Source organism: Serratia sp. TSA_130.1 (genome assembly GCF_052691795.1).
In genome coordinates, this window is record NZ_JBQZFS010000004.1 from 231,081 (window position 1) to 249,781 (window position 18,701).

Sequence of the window (18,701 nt, forward strand, 5' to 3'; positions counted from 1 at the left end):
GCCATGCTGAATTCCATGAGAAAGCACGGCACCACGCTGGCGGTGTTTGCGGCGGTCACCACCGGCCTCACCGCCGTGGTCTACGCCCTGACGAAAACCACCATCGCGCATCAGGCGGCGCTGCAGCAAAAAGCCCTGCTCGATCAGGTGGTGCCGCCGGAAAATTACGACAACGTCATGCAGAACGAATGCTTCCTGGTCAGCGATCCGGCGCTGGGCGACGGCGCGCCACACCGTTTATACCTGGCGCGCAAAAACGGGCAACCGACCGCCGCCGCGCTGGAAACCACCGCGCCGGACGGTTACTCCGGCGCCATCAAGCTGCTGGTCGGTGCCGATTTCAACGGCACGGTACTCGGCACCCGGGTGATTGAACACCATGAAACCCCGGGGCTGGGCGACAAGATCGAACTGCGCATTTCCGACTGGATTTCCTTCTTCAGCGGCAAGAAAATCGAAGGCCCGGACGACAAACGCTGGGCGGTGAAGAAAGATGGCGGCATGTTCGACCAATTCACCGGCGCCACCATCACCCCGCGTGCGGTGGTCAATGCGGTGCGCCGCACTGCGTTGTATATGGAAACGCTGCCGCCTAAACTTGAAAGCTTACCTGCGTGTGGAGCCAGCGAATGAGTGAAGCCAAAGAATTGATCGTCCAGGGGTTGTGGAAGAACAACTCCGCCCTGGTGCAGCTGCTGGGCATGTGCCCGCTGCTGGCGGTGACCTCCACCGTCACCAACGCGCTGGGCCTGGGGCTGGCCACCACGCTGGTGCTGACGCTCACCAACGCCTCCATCTCCGCGGTGCGTCGCTGGGTGCCAAGCGAAGTGCGTATTCCAATCTACGTCATGATCATCGCCGCGGTGGTGAGCATCGTGCAGATGCTGATCAACGCCTATGCCTTCGGTCTGTATCAGTCGCTCGGCATTTTTATTCCGTTGATCGTGACCAACTGCATCGTCGTGGGCCGCGCCGAAGCGGTGGCCGCCAAGAAACCGGTCGGCCTCTCGGCGCTGGACGGCATGGCCATCGGCCTCGGCGCCACCGGCGTCATGGTGACGCTGGGTTCAATGCGCGAGCTGCTGGGCAACGGCACGCTGTTCGACGGCGCCGATCAACTGCTGGGCGGCTGGGCCAAATCGCTGCGCATCGAAGTGGTGCACTTCGACAGCCCGTTCCTGCTGGCCATGCTGCCGCCAGGCGCCTTTATCGGCCTGGGCCTGCTGTTGGCGGTCAAGTATCTGATCGACGAAAGAATGAAGGCGCGCAAAGCCCGCGCCGTGGCGGCTGAACCGCTGCTGGAACAAGGACGTGCTGAGAAGGCCTGATGAACAAGCAGAAGCGACTGGAAATTCTGACCCGGCTGCGCGACAACAATCCGCATCCGACCACCGAGCTGGTGTACACCACGCCGTTTGAGCTGCTGATCGCGGTATTGCTGTCTGCGCAGGCCACCGACGTGAGCGTTAACAAGGCGACCGCCAAACTCTATCCGGTCGCCAACACCCCCGCCGCCATGCTGGCGCTGGGGGTTGATGGCGTCAAGGAGTACATCAAGACCATCGGTCTGTTCAACAGCAAGGCCGAAAACGTGATCAAGACCTGCCGCATGCTGCTGGACCTGCACGGCGGCGAAGTGCCGGAAGATCGCGCCGCGCTGGAGGCGCTGCCGGGCGTTGGCCGCAAAACCGCCAACGTGGTGCTCAACACCGCCTTCGGCTGGGCGACCATCGCCGTGGACACCCATATCTTCCGGGTGTGCAACCGCACCCACTTTGCGCCGGGCAAGAACGTCGATCAGGTGGAGGAGAAACTGTTGAAGGTGGTGCCCGCCGAATTCAAGGTCGATTGCCATCACTGGTTGATCCTGCACGGACGCTACACCTGCATCGCGCGCAAACCGCGCTGCGGCTCCTGCATCATCGAAGACCTGTGCGAATATAAAGAAAAGGTTTATCCGGAATCCTGAGTCAGTTGGGTGCGGCAAACCGCACCCGCCGCGTCCTCTTCCCTCGCCAACGCCGCTTTTTTATCAAAAATGTGATATCGCGCAGCAGTAACCCCGGCGTTATCACGGTTTTCAGTAAGAAACCCATCGCTGCGTTATTTTCAAGCAAAAAATTAGTCGAAAATTGCGGTGAACGTCACGCTTTCAGGATCACAAGGCGTTCACAAATGCCAGCCCCGTTTTCCTAAATTTCTATAATTTTACAAATCGCGCCATATACACAACATTCCAACGGATTAATAACCTCACGTACACTGATGCGCTAAAAAATAGCAATTCAGCAGAATATATCCCTGTTTAAAATTCGTATAGCTTTTAATCAAAACAAAAAATCGATAAACCACTAAAAGCCGAAAGTTAATACTGCATAACATTTGCAACATCGCGGCATAATCCTGCCGGCGTTAAATGTAACAGAATATGACAAACTGCTTGCCACGTTGACAAAGATAGTGAACATTAACCGCCGTCCCCATCCTATAACAACGCAAAAGGATGCCGTTCCGCATCAACTTTTGTACTTTCCCGTCCCCTAAAGACGGGCTGCGAAAAAACAGAGGTACCCGTGTCAACAGCAAACAACCAACACCAGGAGAGCGTGAGCCTTAACGCGTTCAAACAACCGAAAGCATTCTATCTGATCTTCTCGATCGAACTGTGGGAGCGCTTCGGCTATTACGGCCTGCAAGGCATCATGGCGGTTTATCTGGTCAAGATGCTCGGTCTGAGCGAAGCCGACTCCATCACCCTGTTCTCTTCTTTCAGCGCCCTGGTATACGGCTTCGTCGCCATTGGTGGCTGGCTGGGCGACAAGGTGCTGGGCGCCAAACGCGTGATCGTGCTCGGCGCGCTGGTGCTGGCCGCCGGTTACGCCATGGTGGCCTACTCCGGCCACGACATCTTCTGGGTCTACCTGGGCATGGCGACCATCGCCGTGGGCAGCGGCCTGTTCAAGGCTAACCCGTCCTCCCTGCTCTCCACCTGCTATGAGAAAGACGACCCACGTATCGACGGCGCCTTCACCATGTACTACATGTCGGTGAACATCGGTTCCTTCTTCTCCATGCTGGCTACCCCGTGGCTGGCGGCGAAGTACGGCTGGAGCGTGGCGTTCTCCCTGAGCGTGGTCGGCATGCTGATCACCCTGGTCAACTTTATGATGTGCCACAAGTGGGTGAAGAAAAACGGCTCCAGGCCTGACTTCAAGCCGCTACATCTGCCGAAACTGCTGATGGTGCTGGTCGGCATCGTGGCGCTGGTCGCCGTGTCCAGCTGGCTGCTGCACAACCAGGTGATCGCGCGCTGGGCGCTGGCCTTCATCTCCGCCGGGATCGTGATCGTGTTCGCCAAGGAAGCCTTCGCCCTGCATGGCGCCGCACGCCGTAAAATGATCGTCGCCTTCCTGCTGATGCTGGAAGCGGTGGTGTTCTTCGTGCTGTACAGCCAGATGCCGACGTCGCTGAACTTCTTCGCCATCCACAACGTGGAGCACAGCATCTTCGGCGTCGCCTTCGAGCCGGAGCAGTACCAGGCGCTGAACCCGTTCTGGATCATGCTCGCCAGCCCGATTCTGGCCGCGTTGTATAACAAGATGGGCGATCGCCTGCCGATGCCGCACAAGTTCGCTTTCGGCATGATCCTGTGTTCCTGCGCCTTCCTGGTGCTGCCATGGGGCGCCAGCTTCGCCAACGAACAGGGCATCGTGTCGGTCAACTGGCTGATCCTGAGCTACGCGCTGCAGAGCATCGGCGAGCTGATGATTTCCGGTCTGGGTCTGGCGATGGTGGCGCAACTGGTGCCGCAGCGTCTGATGGGCTTCATCATGGGTTCCTGGTTCCTGACCACCGCCGCCGCGGCACTGATCGCCGGTAAAGTCGCCGGTCTGACCGCCGTCCCCAGCGACATCAACGACGCGCACGCTTCGCTGGCCATCTACAGCCATGTGTTTATGCAAATCGGCATCGCCACCGCCGTCATCGCCATCCTGATGATGCTGACCGCGCCGAAACTGTACCGCATGACGCTGGACACCAGCGAAGACCTGAATCAGAAAGCGCAGGAAGCCACGGCGGCTCACTGATCGCCTGCGGATTGAGCGTAAATAGAAACGCCGGGGTTAACCCCCGGCGTTTTTTTATGCCCGCAAGAAACGTGTTTACGCTGGCTTGCGCTTGCCGCTCAGGTTAGCCCACATGAATTCGCTCACCAGCGCGCTGTGGAACGCCGCCTGTTGCTTGTCGGCGGCGGCACTGTGCCCACCCTCGGTATTTTCGTAGAAGTAAGCCTGCTGATACCCCATCGCCTGCATGCGCGCCGCCATTTTGCGCGCGTGGGCCGGGTTGACCCGATCGTCGCTGGTGGCGGTATAGAACAGCACCGGCGGATAGGCCGTTTTCGCCTGAATATTGTGGTACGGCGAGAAGGTTTTGATATAGGCCCACTGCTCCGGCTTGCTCGGATCGCCATATTCCGCGATCCACGACGCGCCGGCGGAGAGTTGGGTATAGCGCTGCATGTCCAACAGCGGCACTTCGCAGACGATGCAGCCGAACAGCTGCGGATACAGCGTCAGCATATTGCCTACCAGCAGGCCGCCGTTGCTGCCGCCGCGCGCGCCGAGATGCGGCGCGGAAGTCACCTTGCGAGCGAACAGGTCTTCGGCCACGGCGGCGAAATCCTCATAGGCGCGATGACGATTCTGCTTGAGCGCCGCCTGATGCCAGGCCGGACCATATTCACCGCCGCCCCGAATGTTGGCCACCACGTATACCCCGCCGCGCTCCAGCCAGGCCGGCGCCTTGCCGCCCAGATAGCCCGGCAGCAGCGGCACTTCAAACCCGCCGTAGCCGTACAGCAGCGTCGGCGTGCTGCCGTCCAGCTTGAGATCTTTGGCGGCGATCTGGAAATACGGCACGCGGGTGCCGTCCTTGGAGCGCGCGTAATGCTGGCTGACCTGATAGCCGGCGGCGTCAAAGTCCTGCGGCGCCTGTTTCAGCAGCGTCGCTTCCCCGCCGTCGAGGTTGCCCATATACAGCGAGGTCGGCTGCAGGAACCCGCTGACCGTCAGGAAATAGGCGTTGCTCTCGTCGTCGATGCCGCCGGCGGAAAGGGTGCTGATGGCGCCGGGGTTGCCCAGCGGGCGACGTTGCCAGCTGCCGCCCTGCGGCGTCAGCACTTCCAGTCGGTTGACCACGTTATCCATGATGCTGAGGATCAGGTGATCGCGAGTGCCGCTGTAGCCGCTCAGCGCCTGCTCCGCCGTCGGGGTAAACAGCGGCTGCAGCTCGCGCTTGCCCGCCAGATAGTCGTCGAAATTGGCCGCCAACAGCGAGCCGGACGGATAGCGCTTGCCGCCCACGTCCCAATCGCTGCTCGGCTTTATCAGCAGCCATTCTCGATGCGTATCCAGCTCGGCGTCGGCGGGGATGTCGATTTTTTTCTGCCGGCCGTCCTGAGTCAGCAAGAAATAGTCGCGGCGGTAGAAGTCCAGGCTGCGGCCGACGAAATCGCGCTCAAAGCCCGGCGTGCGGTCGTGATAGGCGAAGACCGCCATGTCCTCGGGCTGCGCTTCGTACAGCGTTTCGGCGGCGCTCAGCGGCGTGCCGCGCCGCCAGCGTTTGGCGATGCGCGCGTAGCCGGACTGGGTCATCGAGCCGGGGCCGAAATCGGTGGCGATGAACAGCGTGTCCCGATCGACCCAGGAAACCCGGCTTTTCGCCACCGGTACGTTAAAGCCGTCTTTGACGAAGCGTTTGGCCACCAGATCGAATTCGCGGATTTCGGTGGCGTCACCGCCGTCCGGCGACAGCTGCATCAGGCAATAGCGGTATTCCGGCGCCAGCGGCTGCGAGCCCTGATAGACCCAATCTTTGCCCTCCGCCTTGCCCAGCGCATCGATATCCAGCACCGTCTCCCAGGCCGGTTTGGCCTTGCGGTACTCGTCCAGCGTGGCGCGTCGCAGCAGGCCACGCGGGTTGGCCTGATCCTGCCAGAAGTTGTAATAGTACTCGCCGCGTTTGCTCACCCACGGGATCTGGGTGTCTTTATTGAGGATATCCAGGACTTCGCGCTCAATGCGCTGAAAGTCTTCGCCCTGGCCGAAACGTGCCACGGTGCGCTGATTTTCCTGCTGCACCCATTGCAGCGCTTTTTTACCCTGCAGCTCTTCCAGCCACAGGAATTCATCGCCGGCGGCCGCGCCGCCCTCCGCCGCCATCGCCAGGCGGATACTGTTGGGTAATGAAGTCATCGCGAATACGGCTCCTGCGGTTTGCGCACTGAGTTTAATAAACTGACGTCGATTGGTGACCGGCAAAATCAAGCTCCTTTTGAGTCGGCTGCAACGCCGCCCCGTCATGGGCGACAGCCTGTGAAATAAGAGTCATTTTCAACAAGGTAGGCGTTTGGCGGCGCGGAGTCAAAGCCCGCGGCCGCCGCGTTGAGTCAGGATTGAGGATAGTGGATCAGATCGTGAATGCGCACCGTGTGTGAACCGGCGTTGCGGTAGGCATGCGGCCGATCGGCCTGAAAGCGCATCGCCTCGCCGGCTGCCAGGCTGTGCCACTCGCCGTCTATCGCCAATTCCAACCGGCCGCTGATCACGATCACATGCTCAATCACGCCCGGCTCATGCGGCGACGATTCGCTGAGCGCGCCCGGCGCGAGATCGATGACGAACATGTCGAAACCCAGCTGGCGATCGTAGGGAAACAGCGGCACCACGCGCATATCGGCGTTGTCCTGATCGTACACCGGCAGTTCGCCGTAGCGGTGCAGCGTCGCCTGCTGCTGCGCGGGCGACGCCTCAAGAAAGGCGGAGAACGCCACGTTGAAACCGGTGGCGATCTTCCACAGCGTCGCCACCGTCGGGCTGGATTCGCCGCGCTCAATCTGCCCAAGCATCGCTTTGCTGACGCCGGTGTATTCCGCCGCCTGCGTCAGGCTCCAGCCGCGCTGCGCGCGCAGCGTGCGAAGGGTGTGCGCCAAATGGCCGGCAAGTTCCTGCATCCTGTTCTCCTCTGCATATCGCGCTCGATTATACCCGCTTGTGCGCTATAGCGCACGGTGCTATGCTGATTTCTTACCGTGCGTTATAACGCACACTCACCGATTGGAGCTCCTCATGCGCCCAGCCCTCTCCTTGCGCCATCTGACCCTGCCCGCCGTCATGGCCGGCTTTGTCGCCGTTCTGGTCGGCTACACCAGCTCTGCCGCCATCATTTTCCAGGCCGCCGCCGCCGCAGGCGCCACGCCGGCGCAGATCGGCGGCTGGCTGAGCACGCTTGGGATCGCGATGGGCGTCACCTCGCTGGGGCTTTCGCTGTACTATCGCACCCCGATCCTCACCGCGTGGTCGACGCCAGGAGCGGCGCTGCTGGTCACCAGCCTGCCCGGCACGCCGATCAATGAGGCGATCGGGGTGTTCATCTTCGCGTCGGGCCTGATCCTGCTCTGCGGCGTCACCGGGCTGTTCGCCCGCCTGATGGATTATATTCCGCAGGCGATTTCTGCCGCGATGTTGGCGGGGATCCTGCTGCGTTTCGGGCTGGACGCCTTCGCTTCACTGCAGCTCAATTTCCTCCTCAGCGCCGGTATGGGGCTGGCCTATCTGCTCAGCCGCCGTTACCTGCCGCGCTACGCCATCGTACTGACGCTGGCGATTGGGCTGGCGATCGCCGCGCTACAGGGCGATATCCATCTGGCGCAACAGGCGCCGGCGGTCGCCGTGCCGGAATTTATCGCGCCGCATTTCAGCTGGCCGACGCTGCTCGGCATCGGCGTGCCCTTCTTCGTGGTCACCATGGCTTCACAGAATGCCCCCGGGATCGCTACGCTGCAGGCGGCGGGCTACCGTGTTCCCACCTCACCGCTGATCGCCTGGACGGCGCTGACCGCGCTGCTGCTGGCGCCATTCGGCGGTTTCTCGGTGTGCATCGCCGCCATTACCGCCGCCATTTGCATGGGGCCGGACGTGCATCCCGATCCACAGCGGCGCTATATGGGCGCGGTGGCCGCCGGCGGCTTCTATTTGTTGGCCGGGTTGTTCGGCGGCGCCATCGGCCTGCTGTTCAGCGCGTTGCCGGTCGCCTTGATCCACACCATCGCCGGGCTGGCGCTGCTCGGCACCATCGGCGGCAGCCTGCAACGCGCGCTGCATGATGAAAAACAGCGCGACGCGGCGCTGATCGCCTTCCTCATCACCGCCTCCGGCGTCACGTTGCTCGGCATCGGTTCGGCATTCTGGGGCATTGTCGGCGGCACCATCGCGCATCTGCTGCTGTCGCTGCCGCGGCGAAACACCGTGACGTAACGGGCGGTCTACATTGACAAGCGGCGCCGTGGCGCCTTCACTTTCTCTGTCGTCTGAATGTCAATTCACATAATAAGTGACGCCGTCACCAAGGAAGCTTATGACCGAAAAAGCCGCGTTGTTAGCCCAGCGCTTGATACGCAATGTCGAACAGGTAGAGATGAAGCATGACCGGCGGCCGCCGCTGTATGACAGCGTCGGCGCTCGTCTCGGCACCGGCACCGCCGCCGACAAGCTGGGCGCCTCCTTCGATTGTGTGGCGCCGGGCATGCGTTCCTGCCCCTATCATTTTCACTACGCTCAGGAGGAAATGTTCATCATTCTGGAAGGCAGCGGAACGCTGCGGGTAGCCGGAGAAATGCTGCCGATCGTCAGTGGGGATGTCATTTTCATTCCGCCTGGCCCGGAATACCCGCACCAGATCATCAACACCTCCGATGCGCCGCTGAAGTATCTGTCCGTCAGCACGCGCGAACAGCCGGAAGTGGTGATGTATCCGGACTCAGGTAAATACCAGGCGATGGCGCGCGGCAATGACGGCGAGCAGGTGCGTTATCTGCAGCGTCCTTCAGCCTCGCTCGATTACTGGCAGGATGAACCCTGAATCGCCGTCCGGCAACGTGAGATCCAGCGCGCGCGCCGCCAGTTCAGCGACGCGAAAATCGATGTCCGCCGCCTGCCCATCTTCCATGAACCAGGCGGCGGAAAGCCCCGACCAGGCCAGGATCCATTGCAGCAAACGCCGGCGATCCAGCCCGGCCAACCGGCACACCTGTTCCACGCGGCGATGGAAAATGGCCGGATCGGTGGCGACGCCGTAGTTAGGATTGCAGAAGATGTTGGCGTAATCGAAGCCTCGTTCACCGTACAAACGCTTGGGATCGATCGCCAGCCAACCGCGTGCGCCAAAGTCCAGCACATTGTCATGGTGGATATCCCCGTGCAACACGCTTTCTTCTCGCGGGCTGCTCAACAGCTCCGCCGCCGCCGTGGCGCTGAGACGCAGCATGCCGCCGTGCGCCTGGGCCGCCGGCCACAGCGAGCTGAACCACTCCTGCAACGGGATAAGCTCAGGCAACGGCGCCGCCCGCGGCGCATGCAAGGCGGCGATCGCCCGGCACAGGATCTGCGTGGCTTGTTCATCGTCGCCGTCACGCACCAGCTGCGCCAACGACCCTTCGCCCTGCGCGCGCTCCAGCAAAATGCCGTCGTCGTGCCACGCCAGCACCTGCGCGGCGCCTTCTCCACGCCACCAGCACATCAGCTGCCCGCCGAAGCGCTCCTCCTGCTCGCGGGCGATCTTCAGCATGGCCGCCGCGCCCCGGTAACGCACCGGCATCAATAGACTGCTGTGGGTTTCGAAGGCTTTGCCGTCCTGCTCCAGCCGCCAGCGCTGCAGGTAAGGCGTAAAAAGCGGGTTCATCGTCTCTGCGTCCTTGTTGCCGATCTGCGCCGCACTGTCACATTCGCGTGAGAGACGGCGTATAACATAAAGGGGGATGATTCTCTCAGATATCATCGGCGTGCGGCGCTTTGCCGCGTTTTCTCCAGTATCCTAACCAAGTTTGTCGATTTTATTAACCGGTCTTGCGCGGGGTTTGACCATGACATCATTAAAACGCATTAATTATCCGCAATTGCCTACGCCGGGTGGCCCTTATGTGCACGCCGTGCGCCACGGCGATCGCCTGTACGTATCTGGCTTGACGGCCTTCGCCACCGACGCGCAGGGCTTGAGCGCGCCGCAGCAAACGCAGGAGATCCTTGAGCAGTTGGCGACCATCGCCGCCAGCGAAGGCGTCAATCTCAAGGCATTGATTAAAATCAGCGTGTTCCTGACCGACATCGCCGATCTGGCGAGCGTGCGCCCGGTGCTATTTGACTATTTCGACGGCGCGCTGCCGGCCTGTTCTTTGATGGCGGTCAGCGCGTTGTTCTCACCCGCAGTGTGCGTAGAGATAGAGGCGGTGATGGCGTTGCAATAAGGCGCGGCTAGAGCACAATGCTGATTCAGTTAAGCGTTTTTCTGCAGGCGTTCGTGACATTTTCGGTCGATAAAAGTGAGATGCCCCATGTGGCTCACGCACCTCGACCGAGCCAGGGGCCGAAGGCGCGGCCCCTGGCAACCCGCGCCTTTGCCCTATCAGACGGTTGGCTTTGCCAACGTTACTCAGCCCATCCCTGGGCCTCGCCCCTTCGGGGCCGCTGCAAGCAGCGTTCAAATCTGCTCCAGGCAGATTTGTCCTCTCTCCGCCATAGCACATTGAGGCCGGTTGCGACAGGCGTCCCTGCCTGTCTCACCTGAAACCGCCGTCCATGGCGGTTTCTCCTAATGCGCTATGCCTGCGTTCGGCGTCTTCAAGGGCGTCCAATACCGTGCTCATCTCCGATTTCTCTTCTCTGTCATAACCTCATAAGGGACAGGTTGCCCGGTAGCTGCCAGCTCGGGTGTTGACCTTTAGCGCGCATCACCGGCTGCCGAGCAAGACGGCATTGTCAGGGGCAACCGGCCAGGGAAGGCCGGTTGAGGCGAGACTAACAGGGACGTTTGTCGCAGCCGACCCGCCCGACAATGCAGACGCGGCGAGGGCATCCGCAAAGCGGACAGACGGTGTTAAGCAAGGGCGCGGGTGTAGGAGCCGCGCCATCGGCCCCTACAATTGCCGTTCATGTTGGCCACAAAGAAATGCGGAACATTGACGGCAATTCCCCTGCACAGAACGCCCAGAGGCTGGATAAGAAAAATGCCACTCAGGCTTAAGTGAGCGGCATTGCGGCTAGAGCGCACCTTCGTCCGGCACGCAGGGGCCGATCTTGAACCAGGCTTTGGCGATCCGCCCCTGTTCCACTTCGTAAATGGCGATGACATCCATTTTGCCGCGCCCCTGCGGGAAGTTGCGCGTCACCACCTCCTGATCGACCACCATATTCCCCACCGCCATGCGTTTTATTCGTTCGCCGTACAGGCTCGGCTCGCGAAAGCGCACCAGATGCCGTTCGCGGATCGCCGCCTTGCCGCTGGCCAGCAGCGTGTCGGGGTGTTCGTAATACTGCGCGTCATCCGCCCAACAGGCCATAAAGGCCTCGATATCGCGGGCGTTATAGGCGTCAAGCTGTTGTTGAACCACATCCTCCGGGCGTGCCGTCTTATCGTTCATCATGTTCTCCTGCCGAAGTTAACCGCCGCATGCGTCGAACCCATCACGTTAACCGCCCAGTGCTACGGCTTGATGATACAGCGCTAATTGAATAAAAACACGAAAATATCGAATAAATAACCTATCACACCCGATAAACAATACCAGCGTCCGCGCATAAATTTTCCGCGTACTCCGGGGTACGCTGAAAACCGCCTGACGGCGTGCGTTAATCTTTGCGGCAGTTGGGAGGATTCTGCTAATTTAGCGTGAACAGCCTGATGATAACGAAACGCTATGCAGCAAAAACCGGTGTTGGACGAAGCCAGACAGTTAAAACGACTCAACGCCGCCACGCGGCGCCAATCCCATATGTACAAATGGATCGCGCTGATTGCTGCGCTGGATGCGCTGTTGGTGTTTTGGTATGACCGGGATATGCGCAACGTCACCTTCTCGGGAGCGGTTGCGCTGGTGTGCGGCTATTTGTGGATCCGCGATCGCAACAAGGCTCGGGGTTACCGGCGCGAGTTTGACCGCAAATTCGGCAAGCACAGCGGCGATTAAGGCTGCATCGCTTCCAGCACTTTAGCGCTGTCGACAATCTGCACGAACTTCACGATCTTGCCGGCGCGCACCGTATAAATATGCGCAAAGGAGGCGCTGAAGGCTTTGCCGGTGGTCCGGTAAGTGCCGTGATAAAAACCCTGAGCAATCACGTTGTCGCCGGCGTCGTAAAAGTGATCGACATCGGCGCGGTAACCTTGCCATTCGCTGCCCAAACGCTGATGCACGTTCTTGATGATATTCTCCGGGCCGATATAGGTACCGGCGTAAGGGAAACCGGCGGCTTCGGTCCACTCGGCATCGGGGGCCAGCGCCGCCAGCAGATTACGGCCGTTTTCTTCGGAACTGCCTTCGTAAGTCGCGCGCACTATCTCAAGAGGGGTTGGCATGTCTCTTCTCCCATGGCTGATAAGGATATTCCGACCATCTCCGCGGACACAGGCTCTCACCAGGCGGAGACGGCGGAATGCGGCTATTCTAGGTTGCTTGTTTCGCTGCAAAAACCGCAGTTGTGACAATAGTAGGTTGCACTTTAGTAAACAATAGTCGTCTTCTGTCATTCCCTCGACCTCCGACGCGACTATGCTGATTGCCCGATTTCCCCCAACAGGAGCTGAACGTGTCTTTACCCTCGCTGACGCAAGAGCTGTTACAACCGTTTTCCCCCTACCAGACGCTGGCGCAAACGCTGCTGCCGCTCACCCTCGAATCGGACGATGGTTCGCACGATGTGGCGCACCTACACCGAGTCTGGAAGAACTGCCGCCGCATCAGCAAGCTGGAAGGCGGCGACCGGCGCATTCTCTGCGCGGCGGTGCTGCTGCATGACGCCGTGGCGGTGGAAAAGAATTCGCCGCAGCGTCACCTGGCTTCGCGCATGGCGGCGCAGCAAGCCACGCTGACGCTGACCCGGCTTGAATGGTCGCCGGCGGACATCGCGGCGGTGGCCCACGCTATCGAAGCACACAGTTTTTCCGCCGGCATCCCTCCGCAAACGCTGGAAGCGAAGATCCTGCAGGACGCCGATCGTCTCGACGCCATTGGCCTGATTGGCGTAGCCCGCTGCTTCTATATCGGCGGCCGCATGCGCAGCGCGCTGTATGACGCTGCGGATCCGCGGGCCGAACATCGTCAATACGATGACAAGCGTTTCAGCCTGGATCACTTCGAAACCAAGCTCTTCAAGTTGCAAGACGGCTTCCAGACCGCCGCCGGGCGACAGATGGCCGAGCAGCGCACCGAACGCATGCGGCGCTTTGTCGACGATCTGCTGGAAGAGGTGTAACCTGGGCTTACGGGGCATTTTCGTTATGCCCATAACATTTTCGGTCACATAACGCCGTTAAACTGAAAACCAACTTCACCGAACGGGCGGCAAAGATGAAAAAGTTGACGTTGAAAGAGATGACGGAAAGCGAGCAACGAGAAGTCAAAACCGAGCTGGACAAAGCGCGTAAAAGCCACGGCCGGCCGCTGACCAACGCCGAACAGCACAAGGTCAAAGATGAAGTGGTGGCGCGCATCATGGCCGCCAGAGCGAAGCTCGCCAAGGCAGAGCGCGCGGAACGCAAAGCCAACCGCTACCGGCCAAGCGGCGACACCTTCAGTTGGTCCGCCACCATCGGTACCCGCCCGCCGCGCTGAATCAGCCAAACAATCCCCGCCGCCGCGGGGATTGTCGTTTATTAGCCAAACTCATCTGCCCTCACCCATCATGAATAACAATGTTATCAATCTGTTGTAAATTGACAGCCTGATGAAGAATATTCATTATCACCCCACATCCTCTTTTCACGAGACTGCCATGGCCTATCCGCGCAACGTTAATACACCGATTCTCCCGGCGTTGCCCGTTGGCGGTTTGGCGGCGGTTACATCAAAGAAACAGACGCTCATTTGACCGGGGCGAGCTGTCCCGTCAGATGAGCTGACTGGATGGCCTGCAACGCCCCGCCTTCAATTTTCTCATCTGGCTTCTCTGTCGGTCACACAGAAGGAATATTTTATGGCCTCATTTTCGGGTATTTGGGTGGCGATGGTTACCCCTTTCAATCAAGATGCCGTCGATCTGCCGGCGGTTAAACGCCTGGCGCGGCACCTGCTCGACGCCGGCATCGACGGCCTGGTGGTCTGCGGCTCTACCGGTGAAGCCGCCGCGCTGAGCAAGGAAGAACAGCTGGCGGTGCTCGACGCCGTTCTGGAGGTGGCGCCCGCCCATCAGGTGGTGATGGGCCTTTCCGGCAATAACATGGCCGCCACGCTGCAGATGCAGCAAGCCATTCAACTGCGCGACATCGCCGGCGTGCTGATCCCGGCGCCTTACTACATCCGCCCTTCGCAATGCGGCCTGATAGACTATTTCACCCAGTTGGCCGACGCCTCCACCGTGCCGGTGATCCTGTACAACATTCCGCAGCGCACCGGCATCGCCATGGAGCTGGCCACGCTGCGTCGGCTCGCACGTCACCCGCGCATCACCGCCATCAAGGATTGCGGCGGCAACCCTGACGCCACCATGGCGCTGATCGCCGACGGCGAAATCGATGTGATGACCGGGGAAGACAATCTGATCCTCACCACGCTGTGCCTCGGCGGCACCGGCGCCATCTCCGCCGCCGCGCATGTTCACCCTGAACGTTTCGTCCAGCTGGTGCAGCAAGTCGCCGCCGGTGATCTGGCCGCGGCGCGCAGCAACTTCTATGAGCTTTTGCCGATGATCCACCAGATGTTCAGCTTCCCGAATCCGGCGCCGGTCAAGACCGTGCTGGCCCAACAGGGGCTGATCGCCAACGAACTGCGCTCGCCGATGCAGGTGGCGCCGCAGGCGCTGCAGCAGCAGATCGCCGCGACGCTGGCGCAGCTGCAGCCCGCCGAGGCGATCGTCGGTTAAATTTGTTAGCTAAGCCGCTGTAATTTTGGCGCTATGGGACTACGATGAGAGGTTAAGCATGCCCGTCATTCGTCATCAACAAGGAGCTTCCGATGAAACTGTTCTATAAAGCCGGCGCCTGTTCGCTGTCCCCGCATATCGTGCTGCGTGAGGCAGGGCTGGATTTTACGGCGGAGAAGGTCGATCTGGCGCAGAAGAAAACCGAGAGCGGCGCCGATTACCTCGCCATCAACCCCAAGGGACAGGTACCGGCGCTGCTGCTGGATGACGGCAGCCTGCTGACCGAAGGCGTGGCGATCGTGCAATACCTGGCGGACCGCGTGCCGGACCGTAACCTGATCCCGGCGGCGGGCACCCTGTCGCGCTACCACGCGATCGAATGGCTGAACTACATCGCCACCGAGCTGCACAAAGGGTTCAGCCCGCTGTTCAACCCGAAGACGCCCGAGGAATATAAAGCCATCGCGCGCGCCAGGCTGGAGCAGCAGTTCAGCTATCTGGATTCGGTACTGGCGAAGCAGCACTTCCTGTTGGGAAGCCGTTTCAGCGTGGCCGACGCCTACCTGTTCACCGTGCTGCGCTGGGCATTCGCCCTGCAGTTCGATGTGCGCAAGCATGCCCATCTGGCGGCCTGGTTCGATCGCGTTGCGGCGCGCCCGGCGGTAGATGCGGCGCTGAACGCCGAAGGATTGAAGTAAGGTTCAGCCCCGGCGGCTCTCGCCGGGGCCCGATGCCGCTTACAGTTTTACCGCTCTGAACTCGCTGCGCGGCTGCACGATCCGATCCTGCGCCGCCACCACCTGCAATTCATACTCGCCCATCGCCTGCGTGGTCAGCATCACCTCATACACGGCGGCGGTCACGTGCTCCAGCGCTTTATCCAGCGCCTCGCCCTTCAGCAGATCCACCAGCAGCAGACCACTGGTCAAATCGCCGACGCCGACCGGCTGACGCGCCCCGAAGTCCACCAGCGGCCGGCTGATGTGCCAGGCTTCGTCCGCCGTCACCAGCAGCATTTCGAAACAGTCGGTGTGATAGCCGGCACGGGCCAGGTGCTTGACCAGCACCAATCGCGGCCCCTTGGCGATCAGCGATCGAGCGGCCTGCACCGCATCGTCCACGTTGGCGACGGCCATCTGGCTCAGCATTTCCAGCTCCAGCAGGTTCGGCGCCACCATGTCGCTGCACGGCAAAGCCTGACGGCAGTGAAACTCGGCCACCCCCGGCGCCACGATGCAGCCCTTTTCAGGATGTCCCATCACCGGATCGCAGAAATACCAGGCGTTCGGATTCGCCTGCTTAACCTGACGCACGATCGCCAGAATATGGTCACCCTGCTCCGGCGAACCGATATAACCGCTCAGCACCGCATCACAGCGTTTCAGCTGATCGATATTGGCGATGCCCTGCGCGATCTCGCTCAGGTGGCTGGCCGGCATGACGCAGCCGGTCCACTGACCGTATTGCGTATGGTTGGAGAACTGCACCGTGTTCAGCGGCCAGACGTTGACGCCCATGCGGCGCATCGGAAACTCCGCCGCACTGTTGCCGGCGTGACCAAACACCACGTGCGACTGGATAGAAAGAATGTTTTTCATCGACAGAACTCGTTGGGAATGCGGCAGCCAGCCTGGCGGCTGCCCAAAAAGAAAGGGGCCGCCTGGGCCCCTTACCATCATTATACGCTTACTGCCAGTCCACCAGGCAGTAGTGTTTCTTGCCGCGGCGCAGCAGCGTGTAACGGCCAAACAGACGGTCTACATCGCTGAAGCGGTATTCGGCATCCGACTGTTTCTCGCCGTTGATGGTCACCGCGTTGGAACCGATCATGGTGCGCGCCTGGCCACGTGACGGCACCAGTTCAGCATTCACCAGCGCCTGCTGCAGATCGGCGTCGCGCTCAAGTTTGATGGTCGGCATGCCGTCCTGCGCCAGCTGGGCGAAGTCCGCTTCGGTCATGTCATGCAGCGCGCCGGAGAACAGGCTCTGGGTGATGCGCTTGGCAGCCGCCAGGCCTTCCGCACCGTGCACCATGCCGGTCACTTCTTCCGCCAGCACGTACTGGGCGCGCGGCGCCTTGCCGCTGTTCTTGTCTTCTTCTTCCAGCGCGTTGATCTCTTCCAGGCTCATGAAGGTGAAGAACTTCAGGAAGCGGTAAACGTCGGCATCGGCGGTGTTGATCCAGAACTGGTAGAACTTGTACGGGCTGGTTTTTTCCGGCGCCAGCCAGACCGCGCCGCCTTCGGTTTTACCGAACTTGGTGCCGTCTGCCTTGGTGATCAATGGCACGGTCAGGCCGAACACCTGCTTCTGATGCTGACGACGCGTCAGATCGATGCCCGAGGTGATGTTGCCCCACTGATCGGAACCGCCGATCTGCAGCTCCACCTGGTGGCGGTTGTACAGCTCGGAGAAATCGAAGCCCTGCAGCAGGTTGTAGGAGAACTCGGTGAAGGAGATGCCGGAGTCGTCGCGATTCAGGCGCTGCTTGACCGCTTCCTTGTTGATCATCTGGTTGACGGAGAAGTGCTTGCCGATATCACGCAGGAAGGTCAGCACGTTCATGCCGCCGAACCAATCGTAGTTGTTGGCCGCGATAGCGCTGTTGCTGCCGCAGTCGAAATCGAGGAACGGGGAAACCTGTTTGCGGATCTTCTCAACCCACTCGTTCACCGTATCGGTGGTGTTCAGCTTGCGCTCCGCCGCTTTGAAGCTCGGATCGCCGATGAGGCCAGTGGCGCCGCCCACCAGCGCTACCGGTTTGTGGCCGGCCAGCTGGAAGCGCTTCAGGCACAACAGAGGAACCAGATGGCCCAAATGCAAGCTGTCAGCGGTCGGATCGAAACCGCAATACAGTGCAATTGGCCCTTGCGCCAGTCGCTCCGCTAACGCTTCCTCATCCGTAACCTGGGCAACGAGGCCCCGCTCTTGCAGTTGTTTAATCAAGTTGCTGCTTGCCATCAATGACTCCATGTATAAACGAATGCACCTTTGCCGGTACACGGCCTTTCGCCCAGTGGCGAAATAAAAATTCAGGGTAGCGCATAGAATAAAGCGCCGGCGGCGTCAGCACCAGCGCTTAGAGGGGGATTTTACGTCTTCAAGGTGCCAGTCGGTCAATTTTCCAGTCATTCCCGTCCCGCTGATACAGGAAACGGTCATGCAGGCGGTGGGCGCCGCCCTGCCAGAACTCGACGGAGTCAAATTTCACGCGGAATCCGCCCCAGAAACTCGGCAACGGCACCTCGCCCTGCTGGAACTTCTGCTTCAGCTCGAGGAATTTGCTTTCCAGCACGCCGCGCGCGGAAATGCGTGACGACTGCTGCGACACCCAGGCGCCGATTTGGCTGTCCTTCGGCCGGCTATGGAAATACTTCAGCACTTCGAGGGTCGACAGGCGCTCCGCCTGACCGAGGAAAATCACCTGACGATCGAGCATGTGCCAGGGGAACAGCAGGCTGATATGCGGGTTTTGCGCCAGCTGCTGCGCCTTGCGGCTGCCGAGGTTGGTGTAGAACACCAACCCCTGCTCATCGAAATGCTTGAGCAGCACGATGCGCTGATACGGCTGGCCGCGTTCGTCGACGGTAGCGACGCACATGGCGGTCGGATCGGCCAGGCGCGCGTCGCAGGCCTGTTTCAGCCAACGCTCGAACAGCTCGAGCGGATTGGCGGTCAGATCGTTGCGGCGCAGGCCGCCTCGGGTATATTCACGGCGCAGGTCCGCAACATCAAACTCATTCTTTTCAATCATCTGGGTTATCGACCAACTGAAAAATCCGTCGTTAC

At 60.5% G+C, this 18,701-nt stretch carries 20 protein-coding genes; 12 read left to right on the forward strand and 8 right to left on the reverse strand.

What is annotated here, in order from left to right; translation table 11 throughout:
- Positions 1 to 3 precede the first annotated feature (3 nt).
- The 4 genes from rsxG to dtpA all read left to right on the forward strand — a co-directional run bounded on the left by rsxG (position 4) and on the right by dtpA (position 4,088).
- Positions 4 to 633 carry an electron transport complex subunit RsxG gene (gene rsxG / locus ACUTQY_RS16700; protein ID WP_033652583.1) on the forward strand — a complete coding sequence of 210 codons (630 nt, stop codon included), beginning with the start codon at positions 4 to 6 and terminating at the stop codon, positions 631 to 633.
- Positions 630 to 1,328, forward strand: coding sequence for an electron transport complex subunit E (locus ACUTQY_RS16705; RefSeq protein ID WP_033642947.1), 699 nt, complete (start codon positions 630 to 632; stop codon positions 1,326 to 1,328). Before rsxG ends, ACUTQY_RS16705 begins: the two co-directional genes overlap by 4 nt.
- Positions 1,328 to 1,969, forward strand: coding sequence for an endonuclease III (gene nth, locus ACUTQY_RS16710; protein ID WP_046686975.1), 642 nt, complete (start codon positions 1,328 to 1,330; stop codon positions 1,967 to 1,969). Before ACUTQY_RS16705 ends, nth begins: the two co-directional genes overlap by 1 nt.
- Positions 1,970 to 2,573: 604 nt before the next feature.
- Positions 2,574 to 4,088: a dipeptide/tripeptide permease DtpA gene (dtpA, locus tag ACUTQY_RS16715; RefSeq protein ID WP_033642946.1), complete on the forward strand. Its 1,515-nt coding sequence runs from the start codon at positions 2,574 to 2,576 to the stop codon at positions 4,086 to 4,088.
- Positions 4,089 to 4,163: 75 nt separating this feature from the next.
- On the opposite strand, the gene ACUTQY_RS16720 is transcribed toward dtpA, so the two are convergent.
- Both ACUTQY_RS16720 and ACUTQY_RS16725 read right to left on the reverse strand, forming a co-directional pair.
- Complete coding sequence (locus tag ACUTQY_RS16720; RefSeq protein ID WP_046686974.1) at positions 4,164 to 6,257, reverse strand: prolyl oligopeptidase family serine peptidase; 2,094 nt, start codon at positions 6,255 to 6,257, stop codon at positions 4,164 to 4,166.
- A 194-nt stretch (positions 6,258 to 6,451) separates the two neighbouring features.
- Positions 6,452 to 7,015 (reverse strand): helix-turn-helix domain-containing protein, encoded by a 564-nt coding sequence (locus ACUTQY_RS16725; protein ID WP_033642943.1) that lies wholly within the window; start codon positions 7,013 to 7,015, stop codon positions 6,452 to 6,454.
- Between the two features lie 115 nt (positions 7,016 to 7,130).
- On the opposite strand from ACUTQY_RS16725, the gene ACUTQY_RS16730 reads away from it, so the two are divergent.
- Together ACUTQY_RS16730 and ACUTQY_RS16735 are read left to right on the forward strand one after the other, a co-directional pair.
- Positions 7,131 to 8,318 carry a benzoate/H(+) symporter BenE family transporter gene (locus tag ACUTQY_RS16730; RefSeq protein WP_046686972.1) on the forward strand — a complete coding sequence of 396 codons (1,188 nt, stop codon included), beginning with the start codon at positions 7,131 to 7,133 and terminating at the stop codon, positions 8,316 to 8,318.
- 100 nt (positions 8,319 to 8,418) lie between these two features.
- Complete coding sequence (locus ACUTQY_RS16735; protein WP_033652588.1) at positions 8,419 to 8,922, forward strand: cupin domain-containing protein; 504 nt, start codon at positions 8,419 to 8,421, stop codon at positions 8,920 to 8,922.
- On the opposite strand, the gene ACUTQY_RS16740 is transcribed toward ACUTQY_RS16735, so the two are convergent.
- Positions 8,887 to 9,741: an aminoglycoside phosphotransferase family protein gene (locus tag ACUTQY_RS16740; protein ID WP_033642940.1), complete on the reverse strand. Its 855-nt coding sequence runs from the start codon at positions 9,739 to 9,741 to the stop codon at positions 8,887 to 8,889. The two genes, ACUTQY_RS16735 and ACUTQY_RS16740, sit on opposite strands and share 36 nt — an antisense overlap.
- A gap of 181 nt (positions 9,742 to 9,922) precedes the next feature.
- On the opposite strand from ACUTQY_RS16740, the gene ACUTQY_RS16745 reads away from it, so the two are divergent.
- Positions 9,923 to 10,303, forward strand: coding sequence for a RidA family protein (locus ACUTQY_RS16745; protein WP_033644265.1), 381 nt, complete (start codon positions 9,923 to 9,925; stop codon positions 10,301 to 10,303).
- Between the two features lie 792 nt (positions 10,304 to 11,095).
- Here the strand turns inward: ACUTQY_RS16745 and ACUTQY_RS16750 are convergent.
- Positions 11,096 to 11,476 carry a nuclear transport factor 2 family protein gene (locus tag ACUTQY_RS16750; RefSeq protein ID WP_046686971.1) on the reverse strand — a complete coding sequence of 127 codons (381 nt, stop codon included), beginning with the start codon at positions 11,474 to 11,476 and terminating at the stop codon, positions 11,096 to 11,098.
- A gap of 276 nt (positions 11,477 to 11,752) precedes the next feature.
- On the opposite strand from ACUTQY_RS16750, the gene ACUTQY_RS16755 reads away from it, so the two are divergent.
- Positions 11,753 to 12,022: a hypothetical protein gene (locus ACUTQY_RS16755; protein WP_033642938.1), complete on the forward strand. Its 270-nt coding sequence runs from the start codon at positions 11,753 to 11,755 to the stop codon at positions 12,020 to 12,022.
- On the opposite strand, the gene ACUTQY_RS16760 is transcribed toward ACUTQY_RS16755, so the two are convergent.
- Positions 12,019 to 12,411 (reverse strand): nuclear transport factor 2 family protein, encoded by a 393-nt coding sequence (locus tag ACUTQY_RS16760; protein ID WP_046686970.1) that lies wholly within the window; start codon positions 12,409 to 12,411, stop codon positions 12,019 to 12,021. The two genes, ACUTQY_RS16755 and ACUTQY_RS16760, sit on opposite strands and share 4 nt — an antisense overlap.
- A 200-nt stretch (positions 12,412 to 12,611) precedes the next feature.
- On the opposite strand from ACUTQY_RS16760, the gene ACUTQY_RS16765 reads away from it, so the two are divergent.
- From ACUTQY_RS16765 to gstA, 4 genes are all read left to right on the forward strand, one after another.
- Positions 12,612 to 13,307 (forward strand): HD domain-containing protein, encoded by a 696-nt coding sequence (locus ACUTQY_RS16765; protein WP_080376477.1) that lies wholly within the window; start codon positions 12,612 to 12,614, stop codon positions 13,305 to 13,307.
- 95 nt (positions 13,308 to 13,402) lie between these two features.
- Positions 13,403 to 13,666, forward strand: a complete 264-nt coding sequence (locus ACUTQY_RS16770; protein ID WP_033642935.1) for a DUF3811 domain-containing protein — start codon at positions 13,403 to 13,405, stop codon at positions 13,664 to 13,666.
- Between the two features lie 361 nt (positions 13,667 to 14,027).
- A complete protein-coding gene (gene dapA / locus ACUTQY_RS16775; protein WP_042784387.1) occupies positions 14,028 to 14,912 on the forward strand; it encodes a 4-hydroxy-tetrahydrodipicolinate synthase in 885 nt (294 codons plus the stop codon).
- A gap of 92 nt (positions 14,913 to 15,004) precedes the next feature.
- Positions 15,005 to 15,610 carry a glutathione transferase GstA gene (gene gstA / locus ACUTQY_RS16780; RefSeq protein WP_033642933.1) on the forward strand — a complete coding sequence of 202 codons (606 nt, stop codon included), beginning with the start codon at positions 15,005 to 15,007 and terminating at the stop codon, positions 15,608 to 15,610.
- Between the two features lie 39 nt (positions 15,611 to 15,649).
- Here gstA and pdxY read toward each other — a convergent pair whose 3' ends face one another.
- The 3 genes from pdxY to pdxH form a co-directional block, all read right to left on the reverse strand.
- Positions 15,650 to 16,510 carry a pyridoxal kinase PdxY gene (gene pdxY / locus ACUTQY_RS16785; RefSeq protein ID WP_033642932.1) on the reverse strand — a complete coding sequence of 287 codons (861 nt, stop codon included), beginning with the start codon at positions 16,508 to 16,510 and terminating at the stop codon, positions 15,650 to 15,652.
- Between the two features lie 88 nt (positions 16,511 to 16,598).
- Complete coding sequence (gene tyrS / locus ACUTQY_RS16790; RefSeq protein ID WP_046686969.1) at positions 16,599 to 17,873, reverse strand: tyrosine--tRNA ligase; 1,275 nt, start codon at positions 17,871 to 17,873, stop codon at positions 16,599 to 16,601.
- Positions 17,874 to 18,012: 139 nt separating this feature from the next.
- Positions 18,013 to 18,666 carry a pyridoxamine 5'-phosphate oxidase gene (pdxH, locus tag ACUTQY_RS16795; protein ID WP_033642930.1) on the reverse strand — a complete coding sequence of 218 codons (654 nt, stop codon included), beginning with the start codon at positions 18,664 to 18,666 and terminating at the stop codon, positions 18,013 to 18,015.
- Positions 18,667 to 18,701 lie beyond the last annotated feature (35 nt).